General features: G+C 67.7%; 12 protein-coding genes and 1 pseudogene. 9 read left to right on the forward strand and 4 right to left on the reverse strand.

Annotated elements, in window-relative coordinates; genetic code table 11:
- Positions 1-153 precede the first annotated feature (153 nt).
- The 4 genes from ACF3M1_RS04395 (at position 154) to prpE (ending at position 4,808) form a co-directional block, all read left to right on the forward strand.
- Positions 154-1,353, forward strand: coding sequence for an aminotransferase class I/II-fold pyridoxal phosphate-dependent enzyme (locus ACF3M1_RS04395; RefSeq protein WP_394004252.1), 1,200 nt, complete (start codon positions 154-156; stop codon positions 1,351-1,353).
- 10 nt (positions 1,354-1,363) lie between these two features.
- Positions 1,364-1,720, forward strand: coding sequence for a glutaredoxin family protein (locus ACF3M1_RS04400; protein ID WP_394004254.1), 357 nt, complete (start codon positions 1,364-1,366; stop codon positions 1,718-1,720).
- A gap of 52 nt (positions 1,721-1,772) precedes the next feature.
- Entirely contained in the window at positions 1,773-2,759 is a 987-nt protein-coding gene (locus tag ACF3M1_RS04405; RefSeq protein ID WP_394004256.1) for a malate dehydrogenase, read from the forward strand.
- A gap of 147 nt (positions 2,760-2,906) precedes the next feature.
- Positions 2,907-4,808 carry a propionate--CoA ligase gene (gene prpE / locus ACF3M1_RS04410; RefSeq protein WP_394004258.1) on the forward strand — a complete coding sequence of 634 codons (1,902 nt, stop codon included), beginning with the start codon at positions 2,907-2,909 and terminating at the stop codon, positions 4,806-4,808.
- Between the two features lie 263 nt (positions 4,809-5,071).
- Here prpE and ACF3M1_RS04415 read toward each other — a convergent pair whose 3' ends face one another.
- A complete protein-coding gene (locus ACF3M1_RS04415) occupies positions 5,072-6,289 on the reverse strand; it encodes a citrate synthase family protein (protein WP_394004260.1) in 1,218 nt (405 codons plus the stop codon).
- A gap of 104 nt (positions 6,290-6,393) precedes the next feature.
- On the opposite strand from ACF3M1_RS04415, the gene prpB reads away from it, so the two are divergent.
- From prpB to prpF, 5 genes and pseudogenes are all read left to right on the forward strand, one after another.
- Positions 6,394-7,281: a methylisocitrate lyase gene (gene prpB / locus ACF3M1_RS04420; protein WP_394004262.1), complete on the forward strand. Its 888-nt coding sequence runs from the start codon at positions 6,394-6,396 to the stop codon at positions 7,279-7,281.
- Between the two features lie 52 nt (positions 7,282-7,333).
- A complete protein-coding gene (prpC, locus tag ACF3M1_RS04425) occupies positions 7,334-8,494 on the forward strand; it encodes a 2-methylcitrate synthase (RefSeq protein WP_394004264.1) in 1,161 nt (386 codons plus the stop codon).
- A gap of 237 nt (positions 8,495-8,731) precedes the next feature.
- The gene (acnD, locus tag ACF3M1_RS04430) at positions 8,732-11,329 is read left to right on the forward strand and encodes a Fe/S-dependent 2-methylisocitrate dehydratase AcnD (protein WP_394004266.1); all 2,598 of its coding nucleotides are present in this window, start codon (positions 8,732-8,734) and stop codon (positions 11,327-11,329) included.
- Between the two features lie 89 nt (positions 11,330-11,418).
- Positions 11,419-11,640: pseudogene (locus ACF3M1_RS04435) on the forward strand (DUF559 domain-containing protein); the annotation flags it as partial.
- A 168-nt stretch (positions 11,641-11,808) separates the two neighbouring features.
- Complete coding sequence (prpF, locus tag ACF3M1_RS04440; protein WP_394005179.1) at positions 11,809-13,005, forward strand: 2-methylaconitate cis-trans isomerase PrpF; 1,197 nt, start codon at positions 11,809-11,811, stop codon at positions 13,003-13,005.
- A 714-nt stretch (positions 13,006-13,719) separates the two neighbouring features.
- On the opposite strand, the gene ACF3M1_RS04445 is transcribed toward prpF, so the two are convergent.
- The 3 genes from ACF3M1_RS04445 to ACF3M1_RS04455 form a co-directional block, all read right to left on the reverse strand.
- The gene (locus ACF3M1_RS04445) at positions 13,720-14,331 is read right to left on the reverse strand and encodes a glutathione S-transferase family protein (RefSeq protein ID WP_394005180.1); all 612 of its coding nucleotides are present in this window, start codon (positions 14,329-14,331) and stop codon (positions 13,720-13,722) included.
- A gap of 72 nt (positions 14,332-14,403) precedes the next feature.
- Complete coding sequence (locus ACF3M1_RS04450) at positions 14,404-14,886, reverse strand: cell wall hydrolase (protein ID WP_394004268.1); 483 nt, start codon at positions 14,884-14,886, stop codon at positions 14,404-14,406.
- Positions 14,887-15,252: 366 nt separating this feature from the next.
- Positions 15,253-17,301 carry an FAD-dependent oxidoreductase gene (locus tag ACF3M1_RS04455; protein ID WP_394004270.1) on the reverse strand — a complete coding sequence of 683 codons (2,049 nt, stop codon included), beginning with the start codon at positions 17,299-17,301 and terminating at the stop codon, positions 15,253-15,255.
- Between the last annotated feature and the right edge of the window lie 56 nt (positions 17,302-17,357).

Here is a 17,357-nt window from a genome sequence, read left to right on the forward strand (position 1 = left end):
CGGCCGGTGCCTGTCGACGCCGCGGCCCGCCAGGTCCGCGGCGTCGTCGTTTGAGCGCCCCGCGCCGTGCCCGTCCGCGGCAGGCCTGCTAAAATTTCGGGCTCTGCCGCCGGGCCCGCTGGCCTGGCGTTCCGTCCGGAGAGGTGTCCCGCGATGCCCCAGCTTGCCCGTCGCATCGGCCGTGCCCGGCCCAGCGCCATCATGCAGGTCGCCGAAAAGGCCAAGCGCCTGAAGGCCGAAGGCCGGGACATCATCAGCTTCTCGATCGGCGTGCCGAACTTCCTGCCCGGCCCGCACGTGTATGCCGCCGCACGCGAGGCGCTCGACCACGACAGCGGCCAGTACGGCAGCAACCGCGGCAGCGATGCGCTGCTCGACGCGTTCATCGGGCATCTCGATCGCATCGGCCTGCCGGGCTACACCCGCGCGCACTGCGCCAGCGGCATCGGGGCCAAGCACATCCTCTACACGCTGGCCGAAGTGCTGCTCGACGAAGGCGACGGCTTCGCGTTCGCCACGCCGTACTGGACGACGTATCTGGACATCGCCGAGATCGTCGGCGCCGATATCCAGCTGCTGCCGTGTCCGCCCGAACAGGATTACAAGCTGAGCCCGGCGCAGCTCGATGCCGCGCTGGCACGTAAGCCCAAGGTCTTCCTGTTCAACAATCCGTCGAACCCGACCGGCATGGTCTACACGCGGGACGAGATTGCCGCGCTGGCCGACGTGCTGGTGCGCCATCCCGACACCTGGATCATCACCGACGACATCTACAACCGGATGGTGTTCGACGGCATCGGCTACCACAACGTCGTGCAGGCGCGGCCCGAACTGCGCGAGCGCACGATCTTCGTCGACTCGCTGTCCAAGACCTACGGCATGCCGGGCTGGCGCGTCGGCCTGCTGGCCGGTCCCGAGACCGTTGCAAACGCCTTCGCGACGATGAACTCCAACCACATCACCAACGTGCCGGAAGTCGTGACCGCGGCCGCGGTCGCCGCACTGTCCGGCCCGCAGGACGTGCCGACGGCCAGGTGCGCCGAATTCCAGGCGCGCCGTGACGTGGTGATGGCGGCGCTGGCGGAGATTCCGGGCGTGGTCTGCCCGAAACCCGCCGGCGCGTTCTACGTGTTTCCCGACATCAGCGTCGCCTTCGGCACGTCGCACGGCGACCTGCACATCGCCAACGACGTCGACCTGTGCAACGCGCTGCTCGAAACCAAGGGCGTGGCCTGCGTGCCGGGCTCGGCGTTCGGCGAGCCGCGCGCGTTGCGCATCAGCTACACCTGCCCCGAAGCGCAGCTCGCGCCCGGGCTGGCCCGCATCCGCGAATTCTTCGCGGAACTGCGCTGAGCGCGCGCGGATGCGCATCCTCCTGCTGCTCGGTGTACTCGCGCTTGCTGGCGTGTGGGCGCACGCGCGCGGCCCTGCGACGCCGACGCTGCACCCCGACGATCCGCGTGCCGGCACCGGCGAGACCGGTGTCGTGATGTTGGCGGCGGAGTGGTGCGGTTATTGCCGCCGGCAACAGGCCGAGTTCGCTTCGGCGAAGGTGCGTTACCGCGTGCTCGACATCGACACCCCCCAGGGCGCGCGCGCCATGCGTGCGATCGGCGCGCGGGGCGTTCCGGTGACGGTGATCGGCCAGGAGGTCGTCCGCGGGTACGACACCGCGGCGCTCGGCAGACATCTGCAACCGTTGGGTTATCGAATCTACTGATCGCCCGGCCCGATCCACAACATCCCCTCCACATGAACGAAAGGACATTTCCATGAAGACTCCCGTCCGTGTTGCCGTGACCGGCGCTGCCGGCCAGATCGGCTATGCGCTGCTGTTCCGGATCGCCTCCGGCGAAATGCTGGGCAAGGACCAGCCGGTGATCCTGCAGCTGCTCGAACTGCCGATCGACAAGGCACAGGCCGCGCTGAAGGGCGTGATCATGGAGCTCGAGGATTGCGCGTTCCCGCTGCTGGCCGATGTCGTCGGCACCGACGATCCGGAAGTGGCGTTCAAGGACGCCGACATCGCCCTGCTGGTCGGCGCGCGTCCCCGCGGCCCGGGCATGGAGCGCAAGGACCTGCTGCTCGAGAACGCCAAGATCTTCACCGCGCAGGGCGCGGCGTTGAACAAGGTCGCCTCGCGCGACGTCAAGGTGCTGGTGGTCGGCAACCCGGCCAACACCAATGCCTACATCGCCATGAAGTCGGCGCCGGATCTCAACCCGCGCAACTTCACCGCAATGCTGCGCCTCGACCACAACCGCGCGCTGAGCCAGCTGGCGACCAAGGCCGACGTGGCAGTGGGCGACATCGAAGGCCTGATCGTGTGGGGTAACCACAGTCCGACCATGTACCCGGACTACCGCTTCGCGACCGCGAAGGGCGTCAACCTCAAGGACAAGGTCAACGACGCGGACTGGAACGCCAACACGTTCATCCCGCAGGTCGGCAAGCGCGGCGCGGCGATCATCGAGGCGCGTGGCCTGTCCTCGGCCGCGTCGGCCGCCAACGCCGCCATCGACCACATCCACGACTGGGTGCTGGGCAGCAACGGCAAGTGGGTGACGATGGGCGTGCCGTCCGACGGCAGCTACGGCATTCCCGAAGGCGTGATCTTCGGCTTCGCGGTGACCACCGAGAACGGCGAGTACACCCTGGTCAAGGACATCGAAGTCGACGACTTCAGCCAGAAGGCCATCGACAAGACCCTGGCCGAGCTCGAGGAAGAGCGCAGCGGCGTGGCGCATCTGCTGGCCTGAGCCGAGTAGAGTGTCGAGAGAAAGCCGGGCCATGTGCCCGGCTTTTTCGTGGGCGCGCGTCGGGCGAACGCACGGGGTAGACCATTGTCGTAACGCGTCTTTTCCGCGCGAGGACTAGCCTTCCGGATACGCAACGGGAGTGTCGACATGGGCTACGAGGACTTCCACCGCCGCTCCATCGAAGACCCCGAAGGGTTCTGGGGCGAGCAGGCGCAGGCGATCCACTGGCACAAGGCGCCGGATCGGATCCTCGATTACTCGAACCCGCCGTTCCGCAAGTGGTTTGCCGGCGGCGAGACCAACCTCTGCTACAACGCCGTCGACCGGCACCTCGAGGCGCGCGGCGACCAGCGCGCGCTCGTCGCGATCTCCACGGAAACCAACGAGACGCGCGAGATCACCTACGCGCAGCTGTATCGCGAGGTCAACGATTTTGCCGCCGTCCTCAAGGCGCTGGATGTCGGCCGCGGCGACCGCGTGGTCATCTACATGCCCAACATGGCTGAGGCCGCGTTCGCGATGCTGGCCTGCGCGCGGATCGGCGCGGTGCACTCGGTGGTCTTCGGCGGGTTCGCCGCGCACAACCTCGCGCTGCGCATCGACGATGCGGCGCCGAAACTGCTGATCGCCGCCGATGCCGGTAGCCGGGGCGGCAAGACGATTCCGTACAAGCCGCTGATCGACGCCGCCTGCGCGGAGACGACATCGCCGCCGCCGCATGTGCTGATCGTCGATCGCGGACTCGATCCCGGCTACGCGCGTGTCGAAGGCCGCGACGTCGATTACGCGACGATCCGCGCGCAGTGCGCCGGCACCGACGTGCCGGTGGAATGGCTCGAATCCAACGAACCCAGCTATCTGCTTTACACCTCGGGCACGACCGGCAAGCCCAAGGGCGTGCAGCGCGACGTCGGCGGGTATGCGGTGGCGATGGCGTTGTCGATGTGGTCGATCTACGACATCCGCCCGGGGCAGGTGATGTTCACCACGTCCGACGTGGGCTGGGCGGTCGGACATTCGTACAACGTCTACGGCCCGCTGATCGCCGGCGCGACGGTCATTCTCTACGAAGGTCTGCCGACCAGTCCCGATGGCGGCATCTGGTGGAAGATCTGCGCCGACTACGGCGTGCGCACGATGTTCTCGTCGCCGACGGCGATCCGCGTACTGAAGAAGCAGGATGCGAAATTCCTGACCCAGTACGACCTGTCGAAACTCGACTACCTGTTCCTCGCCGGCGAACCGCTCGACGAACCCACCGCGAGCTGGATCAGCGCAGGCCTCGGCGGCACGACCATCATCGACAACTACTGGCAGACCGAAACCGGCTGGCCGGTGCTGGCGCTGATGCCGGGTGTCGAGATGAAACCCGTCAAGTTCGGCTCGCCCGGCCTGCCCACGCCGGGCTACGACCTGCGCGTGATCGATGAAGCCACCGGCGAGCGGGTGCCACCCGGCACCAAGGGCGTGCTGGTGATCCAGCCGCCGCTGCCGCCCGGCTGCATGACCACGGTCTGGAAGGACGACGCGCGCTTCCTGTCGAGTTACTTCTCGCACTTCGAGGAACTGCTCTACAGCTCACTTGACTGGGCGATCCAGGATGAGGACGGCTACACCTTCATCCTCGGCCGCACCGACGATGTCATCAACGTCGCTGGCCATCGCCTCGGCACACGCGAGATCGAGGAAGCAGTGTCCAGTCATCCGGCCGTTGCCGAGGCCGCGGTGATCGGTGTCGCCGACGAACTGAAGGGCCAGGTGCCGATCGTGTTCGTGACGCTCAAGCAGGCGTCGGCGGATGCGGACGCGCAGCACGCGACCGCGGGCGAGATGATGCGCACCGTGTCCGACCAGCTCGGCGCCGTCGCGCGCCCGGCACGGGTCTACGTGGTCAACGCCTTGCCGAAAACGCGGTCGGGCAAGCTGCTGCGGCGTTCATTACAGGCGCTGGCGGAATCTCGCGATCCCGGTGATCTGTCGACGCTCGACGATCCGAATGCGCTGGAGGAAGTGCGCCGCGTGCTGGCGCGGGGCGCGGACGCGGGCTGATTCCTGCGGCACGTGCGGGATGGGATCGTGGGCGCACGTCTGTTCGGAACACGCGATCGGTTTCAACGGAAATGCCCATCGCGCGCAAGCGCGCTCCTACAGATCCGGCGCGGCGCCGCGATGTGTGTTTGTTTGGCGCAGTCCGATCGTTCTCTGCTGAACGTGTAGGAGCGCGCTCGCGCGCGATGTGGCTGTCGCGGAAATGCGTCATCGCGCGGAAGCGTGCTCCTACGATGGCGCATCCCGCACAACGAAACGCATCGCTATTCCGCCGGCGCGACGCCGCTGTAATGCGCGCGCGGCCGGATCAGCGTGCCGAGTTCCTGTTGCTCCAGCGCATGCGCCAGCCAGCCGGCGAGCCGGCCGGCAGCGAACATGCACAGCGCCGGCGTGGCAGGGAGGCCGTGCACGAAACAGATCGCCGCGAGCATGCCGTCGATGTTGGGATGGCGGCCGCTGGTCTCGGCCGCGGAGGTGAGCACCGCTTCGACCTGCTGCATGCGTGCATCGTCCGCATGACGCGCGCGGAGCATCGCCAGCACTTCGGCGGCGCGCGGATCGCCGTCGGGATACAGCACGTGATGGAAGCCGGGCAGATCGTCGCCGCGTTGCCAGCGCTCGGCCACGAAGGCAGCGGGCGAGTGCGCATCGCAGGCTTCGCGGATCAGCGCGTGCGCACGCGCGGTCGCGCCGCCATGGCGTGGGCCCGACAAAGCGGCGAGTCCTGCGCAGACGGTCGCATGCAGATGTGCGCCGGTCGACGCCACCACGCGCGCGGCGAACGCCGACACGTTGAGTTCGTGGTCCGCGCACAGCACCAGCGCCGCGCGCACAAGCTCGGCGAAAGCGGCATCGCGGGGGCGCCAGGCATCGGCGAGCAGGATGTGCACCGGGCGCGCGTCCGGCGAGCCTGCGACCAGCAGCGCTGCGTTCTGGCGCAGCAGTGTCGCCGCGACGCCGCGCTTGGCCGCAGGTGCGGCGCTGAGCGAATGCCGCAGATCCGGCGCGAGCAACGGGATCGCCGCCATCGCGCGCTCGATCGGCGGCAGGCTGGCATCGCCCGCGATCGCGGCGACGCGCGCGGGCCAGTCGCCGGTCTCGGCGTCGAAGGGATCGGTATCGCCGCAATCCCACAGCAGGCGCGCGGTGTCTTCGAGCGTGGCGCCGCTGCGGACCATCGCGACTGCGGAACGCCCGCGGTAATACGGGCTGTCGGGTCGGATCAGCGAGATCCGCGTTTCCATCACCGGCAGGCCGCGGTCGAGGCTCTGCGCCGCACCGCGCGCTGCGCCACGGCCTGCGCGCTTGCGTTGGGTCAGGCGTTCGACGTCCTGGCGCAGGTAGACGCGGCTCCGATGGTCGGCGCCGGGGCGCGACTCCAGCAGGCCCCGGCTGACGTAGGCGTAGAGCGTCGCGGTGCTGATGCCGAGCGCGGCGCAGGCCTGCGCCGCGGACATCAGGTCGCCATCATTCGCATTCACAGTGAATTCCGATGTATTGATTGATTCGATCAAGATTGATCAACCAGTCGGATGGTGCCAGATTGCACGTCATCGCGGTACACCGCAGTCCCGGAGTCGACCCCATGTCCACCGTTTCCGCAGGCGCACGGTTCCGCGCCGCCCTGGCCGCCGAATCGCCGCTGCAGGTGATCGGCGCGATCAACGCCAACCACGCGCTGCTGGCCAAGCGCGCCGGCTTCCAGGCGATCTATCTGTCGGGCGGCGGCGTGGCCGCGGGTTCGCTGGGTCTGCCGGATCTGGGCATCAACACGCTCGAAGACGTGCTGATCGACGTGCGCCGCATCACCGACGTCTGCGACCTGCCGCTGCTGGTCGACATCGACACCGGCTTCGGCGCGAGCGCGTTCAACATCGAGCGCACGGTGAAGTCGCTGATCAAGGCCGGCGCGGCGGCGTGCCATATCGAGGACCAGGTCGGCGCCAAGCGCTGCGGGCATCGGCCGGGCAAGGAGATCGTGTCGCAGGGCGAGATGGTCGACCGGGTCAAGGCGGCGGCCGATGCGAAGACCGATCCCGACTTCTTCCTGATCGCGCGCACCGATGCGATCCAGGTCGATGGCGTCGATGCTGCGATCGAACGCGCGGTCGCCTGCGTCGAAGCCGGTGCCGACGGCATCTTCGCCGAGGCCGCCTATGACCTCGACACCTATCGCCGCTTCGTCGATGCGGTGAAGGTGCCGGTGCTCGCCAACATCACCGAGTTCGGTGCCACGCCGCTGTTTACGCGCGACGAGCTGGCGTCTGCGGGCGTCGCGATCCAGCTGTTCCCGTTGTCGGCGTTCCGCGCGGCGAACAAGGCCGCCGAAGCGGTGTACGCCGCAGTGCGCCGCGATGGGTCGCAGCAGGCCGTCGTCGAGACCATGCAGACCCGCGAGGAACTCTACGAGCGCATCGGCTATCACGCCTTCGAACAGCGCCTCGACGCGCTGTTCGCATCCAACAAGCAGTAAGCCACTCCCGATTTTTCCATCCGTGCCCGCGGGCATCCAACGGAGATTCCAGATGAGCGACACCGCCACCACCGCCCCCGGCTTCAAGCCGAAGAAATCCGTCGCGCTGAGCGGCACGGCCGCCGGCAACACCGCGCTGTGCACCGTCGGCCGCAGCGGCAACGATCTGCACTACCGCGGCTACGACATTCTCGATCTCGCGCGCACCAGCGAGTTCGAGGAAATCGCCTATCTGCTGGTCCACGGCAAGCTGCCGACCGAAGCGGAACTGCGCGGCTACAAGGCCAAGCTGAAGTCCCTGCGCGGCATCCCGGCGGCGGTGAAGTCGGCGCTCGAGGAACTGCCGCCGTCGGCGCATCCGATGGACGTCATGCGCACCGGCGTTTCGGTGCTCGGCTGCGTGCAGCCGGAGAAGGACGATCACAACCATCCGGGCGCGCGCGACATCGCCGACAAGCTCATGGCGTCGCTCGGTTCGATGCTGCTGTACTGGTACCACTGGAGCCACAACGGCCGCGCGATCGACGTCGAGACCGATGACGATTCGATCGGCGGACACTTCCTGCACCTGCTGCACGGCCACGAGCCGCGCGAGTCCTGGGTCAAGGCGATGCACACCTCGCTGATCCTGTACGCGGAGCACGAGTTCAACGCATCGACCTTCGCCTGTCGCGTCATCGCCGGCACCGGCAGCGACATGCACAGCGCGATCACCGGTGGCATCGGTGCGCTGCGTGGCCCGAAGCACGGCGGCGCGAACGAAGTCGCCTTCGAAGTGCAGAAGCGTTACGACACGCCCGACGAAGCGGAAGCCGACATCAAGGCGCGCGTGGAGAAGAAGGAAGTGATCATCGGCTTCGGCCACCCGGTCTACACCGTCAGCGATCCGCGCAATGAGGTGATCAAGCAGGTCGCCAAGGAACTGTCGGACGAAGTGGGCAGCCGCAAGATGTACGACATCGCCGAGCGCCTGGAAACGGTGATGTGGGACATCAAGAAGATGTTCCCGAACCTCGACTGGTTCAGTGCGGTGAGCTACCACATGATGGGCGTGCCGACGGCGATGTTCACCCCGCTGTTCGTCATCGCGCGCACCGCCGGCTGGAGCGCGCACGTCATCGAGCAGCGCATCGACGGCAAGATCATCCGTCCGAGCGCGCACTACACCGGCCCCGAGGACCAGGCGTTCGTGCCGATCGCCGAGCGCAAGTAAGCAGCACCTGCACGGGTCTTCGCACGCGCGGGGAACCCATGGCCCGTCATTCCCGCGCAGGCGGGAATCCAGCGACTTTGATGTTGTTCGTCGCTCAAGCGAAGGCATGAGCGTTCTTTCAACCGTCGAACGCCCGACGACTACTTCGACGTCAAGCACACATTGCGAAAGTCCTTGGATTCCCGCCTGCGCGGGAATGACGAGCGTTCAAAACTCTCTTCTTTCAGACAGCCAGCCATGAACAGCCAGCACCGCAAACCCCTTCCCGGCACGCAGCTCGACTGGTTCGACGCGCGTGCGGCCGTCGAAGCCCTCGCGCCCGGCGCGTACGACCGCATGTCCTACACCGCGCGCGTGCACGCCGAGAATCTGGTGCGGCGCTGCGAACCGGCGCAGCTCGACGATGCGCTGCGCCAGCTGATCGAGCTGCGGCAGGACATCGACTTCCCGTGGTATCCGGCGCGCGTGGTCTGCCACGACATCCTCGGTCAAACCGCGCTGGTCGATCTGGCCGGTCTGCGCGATGCGATTGCCGACCAGGGCGGTGATCCGGCGAAGGTCAATCCGGTCGTGCCGGTACAGCTGATCGTCGACCACTCGCTGGCGGTGGAATGCGGTGGCTACGATCCGGATGCGTTCACCCGCAACCGCGAGATCGAAGATCGCCGCAATGCCGACCGTTTCCACTTCATCGACTGGACCAAGCGCGCGTTCCACAACGTCGAGGTGATTCCGCCGGGCAACGGGATCATGCACCAGATCAATCTGGAGAAGATGTCGCCGGTGGTCTACGTGCAGGACGGCGTCGCGTTTCCGGACACCTGCGTCGGCACCGACAGCCACACGCCGCACGTCGATGCGCTGGGCGTGATCGCGATCGGCGTCGGCGGGCTCGAGGCCGAGAACGTCATGCTCGGTCGCGCGTCGTGGATGCGTACGCCGGAGATCGTCGGCGTCGAACTCGCAGGCCGTCCCGGCCCGGGCATCACCGCGACCGACGTCGTGCTGGCGCTGACCGAATTCCTGCGCAAGTCGAAGGTCGTCGGCGCGTATCTGGAGTTCCGCGGACCCGGCGCGGCCGCGCTGTCGGTCGGAGACCGCGCGACGATCTCCAACATGGCGCCCGAGTACGGCGCCACCGCGGCGATGTTCTTCATCGACGACAACACGCTCGACTATCTGCGTCTGACCGGCCGCGAAGACACGCAGGTCGCGCTGGTCGAAACCTATGCCAAGGCCGCCGGCCTGTGGGCCGACTCGCTGGCCAGCGCCGAGTACGTGCGCACGCTGCACTTCGACCTGTCGAGCGTGGTGCGCAACATGGCCGGCCCATCGAACCCGCACAAGCGCGTGGCGACCAGCGATCTCGCCGCCAGCGGCATCGCCGGTGCGTGGGAGATGCCGACCGACGGCACGATGCCCGACGGCGCAGTGATCATCGCCGCGATCACCAGCTGCACGAACACCTCGAACCCGCGCAACGTCATCGCCGCCGCGCTGCTGGCGCGCAACGCGAACGCGCGCGGCCTGACGCGCAAGCCGTGGGTCAAGAGCTCACTCGCGCCCGGTTCCAAGGCGGTGCAGCTGTATCTCGAAGAAAGCGGCCTGTTGCCGGATCTCGAGCAGCTCGGCTTCGGCATCGTCGCGTTCGCCTGCACCACCTGCAACGGCATGAGCGGCGCGCTGGATCCGGCGATCCAGCAGGAAATCATTGATCGCGATCTGTACGCGACCGCCGTGCTCAGCGGCAACCGCAACTTCGACGGCCGCATCCATCCCTACGCCAAGCAGGCCTTCCTCGCGTCGCCGCCGCTGGTCATCGCGTATGCGATCGCCGGCACCGTGCGCTTCGACATCGAGAAGGACGTGCTCGGCATCGACCACGACGGCAACGCGGTCACGCTCAAGGATCTCTGGCCGTCGGATGAAGAGATCGACGCGGTCGTCAAGGCCAGCGTCAAGCCGGAGCAGTTCCGCGCCGTTTACGGCCCCATGTTCAAGCTGCACGTCGATACCGGCGAGCGCGTCGCGCCGCTGTACGACTGGCGCGAGATGAGCACCTACATCCGCCGTCCGCCGTACTGGGAAGGCGCGCTGGCCGGTGCCCGCACCATGACCGGCATGCGGCCGCTCGCGGTGCTCGGCGACAACATCACCACCGACCACCTGTCGCCGTCGAACGCGATCATGGCCGACAGCGCGGCCGGCGAGTACCTCGCGAAGATGGGCGTGCCCGAGGAGGACTTCAATTCCTACGCCACCCATCGCGGCGATCATCTGACCGCGCAGCGCGCGACGTTCGCCAATCCGAAACTCGTCAACGAAATGGCGATCGTCGACGGCACGGTGCGCCAGGGTTCGCTGGCGCGCATCGAGCCGGAAGGCCAGGTCGTGCGCATGTGGGAGGCGATCGAGACCTACATGGCGCGCAAGCAGCCGTTGGTCATCATCGCCGGCGCCGACTACGGCCAGGGCAGCTCGCGCGACTGGGCGGCCAAGGGCGTTCGGCTCGCGGGCGTGGAAGTGATCGTCGCCGAAGGCTTCGAACGCATCCACCGCACCAACCTGATCGGCATGGGCGTGCTGCCTCTGGAGTTCCAGCCCGGCGTGACCCGCCTGACGCTCGGTATCGACGGCACCGAGACCTTCGACGTGATCGGCGATTGCACACCGCGCGCGATGCTGACGCTGGTGATCAACAGGACCGACGGCACCCAGCTCAATGTGCCTGTTCTGTGCCGTCTCGATTCCGACGAAGAGGCATCAGTGTACGAAGCCGGCGGCGTGCTGCAGCGCTTCGCGCAGGATTTTCTGGAGTCGTCGAAGGCGGCCTGAAGTTTTTAAGCCCCTCTCCCCTTGCGGGAGAGGGGTTGGGGAGAGGGGGAATGGATCAACGCACATTCGCCAAACAGCTGCGTCGAAACATGACCGACGCCGAGCAACTGCTCTGGCGCCATCTCCGCGCCCACCGTTTCGATGGACATAAGTTCCGCCGACAGCAGCCAATCGGTCCTTACGTCGTCGACTTCGTGCATTTCAGTGCGCGTGTGATCGTCGAAGCAGATGGCGGCCAGCATGTCGCGTCGCCGGAAGACGCGGTTCGCGACGCATGGTTGAAAGCGCAGGGCTTCCAGGTACTGCGCTTCTGGAATGACGACATCCTGCAGCATTCTGAGTCGGTGCTCGAAGCGATCTGGAATGCGTTACGGAGAGCGCCCCTCTCCCCCAACCCCTCTCCCGCAAGGGGAGAGGGGAGACAAGCAAAGCAGCATCACTCCCGCGAGGGGGACGAGCCGACCACGAGTGAGATCGCCATGACCTACGCACCCCAACTCCGCATCCCCGCCACCTACATGCGCGGTGGCACCTCCAAAGGCGTGTTCTTCCGCCTCGAAGACCTGCCCGCCGCCACACAGGTGCCCGGGCCTGAGCGCGACGCGCTGCTGATGCGCGTCATCGGTTCGCCCGATCCCTACGCCAAGCACACCGACGGCATGGGCGGTGCGACCTCGTCGACCAGCAAGTGCGTGATCATCGGGCCGGCGTCGGTGCCGGATCACGATGTCGACTATCTCTACGGACAGGTGTCGATCGACAGCGCGTTCGTCGACTGGAGCGGCAACTGCGGCAACCTCAGTACCGCGGTCGGTCCGTTCGCGATCGCCAATGGCTTCATCGATGCGGCGCGGCTTCCGCGCGATGGCACCGTCGCGGTGCGCGTGTGGCAGGCGAACATCGGCAAGACCATCATCGTGCACGTGCCGGTCGCCGACGGGCAGGTGAAGGAAACCGGTGATTTCGAACTCGACGGCGTGACGTTCCCGGCGGCGGAGATCGTGCTGGAGTTCGTCGATCCCGCCGACGAAGGCGAGGGCGATGGTGGCGGTGCGATGTTCCCGACCGGCCATCTTGTCGACGATCTCGACGTGCCGGGCGTTGGCACGCTGCGCGCGACGCTGATCAATGCCGGCATTCCGACGATCTTCGTCGACGCCGCCTCGATCGGGTACACCGGCGCCGAGCTGCAGGAGGCGATCAATAGCGATGCAAAAGCGCTTGCGATGTTCGAGACGATCCGCGCGCATGGCGCGGTGCGGATGGGCCTCATCCAGGATGTCTCCGAAGCGTCGAAGCGCCAGCACACGCCCAAGGTCGCCTTCGTCGCGCCGCCGCGCGATCACGTGGTGTCGAGCGGCAAGGCCATCGCGGCCGGCGATGTCGATCTGCTGGTGCGCGCGCTGTCGATGGGCAAGCTGCACCACGCGATGATGGGCACGGCCGCGGTTGCGATCGGCACGGCGGCGGCGATTCCCGGCACGCTGGTGAATCTGGCCGCGGGTGGCGGTGCACGCACGTCGGTGCGCTTCGGTCATCCCTCGGGCACCCTGCGTGTCGGCGCGGAAGCCGTGGAAGTGGACGGCCAGTGGACCGTCGCCAAGGCGATCATGTCGCGCTCGGCGCGCGTGCTGATGGACGGCGCGGTGCGGGTGCCCGCTGACGTGTTCGACTGATACACACGGCGACGTGCGGTATGCGGCGCTTGACCTGCGCGGCATGACGCACTAGCTGCCGGATCATCCACAGGGCTTGTGGATGACTCGATGACAAGTCTGTGGGTAAGTCGCACGAAGCCCCTGCGGCGGCGCGCTGCGTATCGCTGGTGAACTATTCGCCAGTCGTGCGGCGAGGTGCCAACGCTGTGCTTGACCCGCGCATCGGCACGTGCAGCGGGGCATCCCGGCATCGGATGCGTGCTGTGACCGGTGTGTGTACATGCAGGCGACGATCCGGCACGGCCGCGCTTGCGCGTCATTCCCGCGAAGGCGGCACTCCGCTGCCGCTTGGCTCAAGCGATGGGAAGCGTGTGATCCTCCCGCCGTCCTGCTGTCGAAACACACATGGGCCTTCGCGGCAGCGGCGGACGTCTCCGCACGACCTCGCGGTCTGCGCGACGCCGGGGGCCGCGCCGTGCGCGCACACAGCTGGAGTACGTTGCAGGCGCCTGTCGTGCGCGCCGCTGTCCTCGGCGCTCGATGCCCGCCAAGGAAGGTCCGAACAATTCTGCTCTTGACCGTCATTCCCGCGAAGGCCGGGGCTTTCAACGGACGGATGTCCGGTCATCCAGCGCCTTTGATCTTCAAGGCTTGAAGTCGCTGGATCCCCGCTTGACCGGACATGCGTCCGTTGGAAAGCCGCGGGGATGACGGCAGTGATTCAGACCTTCCCTAAAGCACGCCTTCCGCCGCCATCGCCGCGCGTACGCCGTCGTCGGCCAACATGCGCGCGTCGAACGCATGCAGGTGTTCGAGCCCACCGAGATCGAGCTTCAGGCGCTTCGCCCATTGCAGCGTCACGAACAGATAGGGATCGGCGATCGAGCGCGCGCCGGTCAGCCAGTCGCGGCCCGTGAGCTGCGCGTCCAGGCGTTCGTAGTGGCCGCGGATCGTCTGCATGGCGTGGCGGCGCGTGCGCTCGATGGCATCCGCGTCGTCGAGGTACTTCGTGCTTCCGAACAGCGGATGGAAGGCCGGATGCAGATCGGCGTTGAGCACGGCCAGCCAGCGATTGACCTCGGCGCTGCCCTCGGGGGATCCGTCACCGCCCAGCCCTGCTTCGGGGCACCGGTCGGCGAGATAGTTGAGGATCGCCGCGTTCTGGGTGAGCACCCAGTCGCCGTCGGTCAGCACCGGCACCGCGCCGGCGGGGTTGAGGGCGAGGAAGTCGGCCGCCTTCATCATCGTCGCGTCGACGATGCAGACCTCGAACGGTGCGCCGACCCACTGCAGCACGATGTGGTCGGCCAGCGAACAGGCACCGGGCTTTGAGTAGAGCGTCAGCATGGCGATGTCCCGAAGTTGGAGGCATCGCCATCATGCGCGCGCCGTGGCACGGCGCGCACCACGGGCTGATCAGCCGCGGGACTGCGCCTCGCGCGCCGCCGGGCTCGGCCGCAGCGACTGCACGCGGAGGAACGTGTGGTCGCCGATCGTCGCGACCGGCTGCGCGTTGCGCCAGGCCGGCGCCGCGATCGCGTGAGCCATGAAGTGACTCGCGCCCGGCACCACTTCGCGGCGCTTCTCGGGCGGCAGCGACCAGTTGCGCTCGGACTCCAGCGCCACGCTGACGGCGCGTGTCCAGGCATTGGTGTTGGCCAGCTTGGTGTTCGGCGACAGGATCGTCGGCGCGAACTGCTTGCGCGCGGTCACCACCTCGCACATCGACTCGCCCCACAGGCCGCTCTCCTGGCGGCGCAGGGCCACCTCGGCGACGGCTTCCTGCCCGCGGACGGACTGGTCGCGGGCTTCCAGGTACACCGTCGTGCTCAGACAGAGCGAATCGGCGGCGGGGGGCGGCAGCACGGAGGCCAGCCACATCACCCATTCAAGTTTCATCGTTGCTCCTTGCTGCGTTGCGCCGGCGCGCAGATCGCTGCCCCCGTGAAGGAGAACGCAGACGACTGCTCGAACCGGCATGGCGTATTGGGGAGGGCGGCGACTCTATGGCCTGCTTTCGCCCGGGCGCCGAATCCGCAGAAGGCGGATCGGGCCGGTGTCCTGCCGAACGTGGGCAGGACGAAGTGCGGGCACGGTATCGGCGGTTTTCCGAATCAAAGATGAATGCGGGGCACTGGCGGCGGCGTCCGGTCTGTGGCTGGAACTGGCCGAATCGGCTGCCTGTTCAGCTTGCACGGCGGCCCGGCGGGACATCGCAGGCGCCCATTCACCTGAACGCGCGTTCAGTTCGAAGTGCGTGTGGCTTCAGAGCTGGGCGGCGAGCCGGCTCGCCTGGGCGATCGCCCGTTTGGCGTCGAGTTCTGCGGCCACGTCTGCGCCGCCGACCAGATGCACGACCGTTCCGCTCGCCTGCAGGGCATCCAGGAGATCACGACGCGGCTCCTGGCCGGCGCACACCACCACGTGATCGATGTCGAGCAACTGCTCGGCGCCGTCGACTCGGATGCGCAGGCCGGCATCGTCGACACCGAGATACTCGACGCCGCCGAGCATCGTCACGCCCTTGGCCTTGAGCGTGCCGCGATGGATCCAGCCGGTGGTCTTGCCGAGCCGCGCGCCGGGGCGCCCGGGGCTGCGCTGCAGCAGCCACAGCGTGCGTGCGGGCGGTGCGGGCGCGGCCGGGACCAGGCCGCCGGGTTGTTCGAAGGTCGGATCGATGCCCCATTCGCGCATCCACGCGCCGGTATCGAGGCTCGGCGACTGGCCGGTGTGCTCGACCAGGAATTCGCCGACATCGAAACCGATGCCGCCCGCGCCGATGATCGCCACGCGCGCGCCGGGCACGACGCGGCCTTCGATGACATCGATATAGCCGACCACCTTGGGATGGTCGCGACCCGGGAAGTCGACCGCGCGCGGCACCACGCCGGTCGCCAGCACCACGGCATCGAACCCGGTGAGATCCGATGCCGCCACGGGCGTCGACAGGCGCACGTCGACGCCGGTCTCGGCCAGCCGGGTGCGGAAGTAGCGCACGGTCTCGTCGAATTCTTCCTTGCCCGGAATGCGCCGGGCGAGATTGAACTGGCCGCCGATGTCGGCCGCGGCATCGAACAGCGTCACCGCATGGCCGCGCTGCGCGGCGACCGTTGCGCACGCCAGGCCGGCAGGTCCGGCGCCCACCACGGCGATGCGCAGCGGCGTTGCGACGGGGAAGTAGTTGAGTTCGGTTTCCGCGCACGCGCGCGGATTCACCAGGCAGCTCGCGGTGCGGTTCTGGAACACGTGATCGAGGCAGGCCTGGTTGCAGGCGATGCAGGTATTGATGCGCTCGGGCGTGCCGGCGCGCGCCTTGGCCACCCATTGCGGATCGGCCAGCAGCGGCCGCGCCATCGACACCATGTCCGCCGCGCCGCTGGCGAGAATGCGTTCGGCGACGTCGGGCATGTTGATGCGGTTGGTCGCGATCAGCGGCAGCGACACGTGCGGCCGCAGCTTGGCGGTGACGCCGGCGAATGCGGCGCGGGGCACCGAGGTCGCGATCGTCGGCACACGCGCCTCGTGCCAGCCGATGCCGGTATTGATCAGCGTCGCGCCGGCGGCTTCGACCGCGCGCGCCTGCTGCACGATGTCGTCCCAGGCGGAGCCATCGGGTACGAGCTCCAGCATCGACAGGCGGTAGATGATGATGAAATCGTCGCCGGCCGCTTCGCGCACGCGGCGCACGATCTCGGTGGCGAAGCGCATGCGCTGCGCGGTGTCGCCGCCCCAGGCGTCGTCGCGTGCATTGGTGCGGCGGCTGAGGAACTGGTTGATCAGATAGCCTTCGCTGCCCATGACCTCGACGCCGTCGTAGCCGGCTTCGCGGGCGAGCTTCGCGGCATGGGCGTAGGCATCGATCGTGCGTTCGACGCCGCGCGCCGACAGCGCCCGCGGTGTGAACGGATTGATCGGCGCCTTGATCCGGCTCGGCGCGACCTGCAGCGGGTGATAACCGTAGCGGCCGGCGTGCAGCAGCTGCAGGCAGATCTTCGCGTCGTGGCCGTGCACGGCTTCGGTGACCTGCCGGTGCCGGCGCGTCTCCCAGCGCCAGGAGAGCTTGCCGCCGAACGGCTTGAGCCAGCCGGCGATGTCCGGCGAGAACCCGCCGGTGACGATCAGGCCGACGCCGCCCTCGGCGCGCTCGGCGAAGTACGCCGCGAGCTTCGGAAAATCCCGGGCGCGATCCTCCAGGCCGGTGTGCATCGAGCCCATCAGCACGCGGTTGCGCAGCGTGGTGAACCCGAGATCGAGCGGCGCGAGCAGGTGCGGGTAGGGCGAGGCGTCGACGGCGGGAGCGGCGGCTGGCGTCATGGTCTGGATACGCTGGCGTATGGACTGCGCAGCGTGACCGGAAAGCCTGAAGGCCG

The sequence above is a fragment of the Luteimonas sp. WGS1318 genome, assembly GCF_043187535.1.
Lineage (GTDB): Bacteria > Pseudomonadota > Gammaproteobacteria > Xanthomonadales > Xanthomonadaceae > Luteimonas.

Excerpts from the sequence above, each read along its gene's own strand:
- ACF3M1_RS04455 (WP_394004270.1), bottom strand. The coding sequence starts at position 17,301 with ATGACGCCAGCCGCCGCTCCCGCCGTCGACGCCTCGCCCTACCCGCAC.
- acnD (WP_394004266.1), top strand. The coding sequence starts at position 8,732 with ATGAACAGCCAGCACCGCAAACCCCTTCCCGGCACGCAGCTCGACTGG.
- ACF3M1_RS04400 (WP_394004254.1), top strand. The coding sequence starts at position 1,364 with ATGCGCATCCTCCTGCTGCTCGGTGTACTCGCGCTTGCTGGCGTGTGG.
- prpC (WP_394004264.1), top strand. The coding sequence starts at position 7,334 with ATGAGCGACACCGCCACCACCGCCCCCGGCTTCAAGCCGAAGAAATCC.
- ACF3M1_RS04405 (WP_394004256.1), top strand. The coding sequence starts at position 1,773 with ATGAAGACTCCCGTCCGTGTTGCCGTGACCGGCGCTGCCGGCCAGATC.
- ACF3M1_RS04395 (WP_394004252.1), top strand. The coding sequence starts at position 154 with ATGCCCCAGCTTGCCCGTCGCATCGGCCGTGCCCGGCCCAGCGCCATC.
- prpE (WP_394004258.1), top strand. The coding sequence starts at position 2,907 with ATGGGCTACGAGGACTTCCACCGCCGCTCCATCGAAGACCCCGAAGGG.
- ACF3M1_RS04450 (WP_394004268.1), bottom strand. The coding sequence starts at position 14,886 with ATGAAACTTGAATGGGTGATGTGGCTGGCCTCCGTGCTGCCGCCCCCC.
- prpF (WP_394005179.1), top strand. The coding sequence starts at position 11,809 with ATGACCTACGCACCCCAACTCCGCATCCCCGCCACCTACATGCGCGGT.
- prpB (WP_394004262.1), top strand. The coding sequence starts at position 6,394 with ATGTCCACCGTTTCCGCAGGCGCACGGTTCCGCGCCGCCCTGGCCGCC.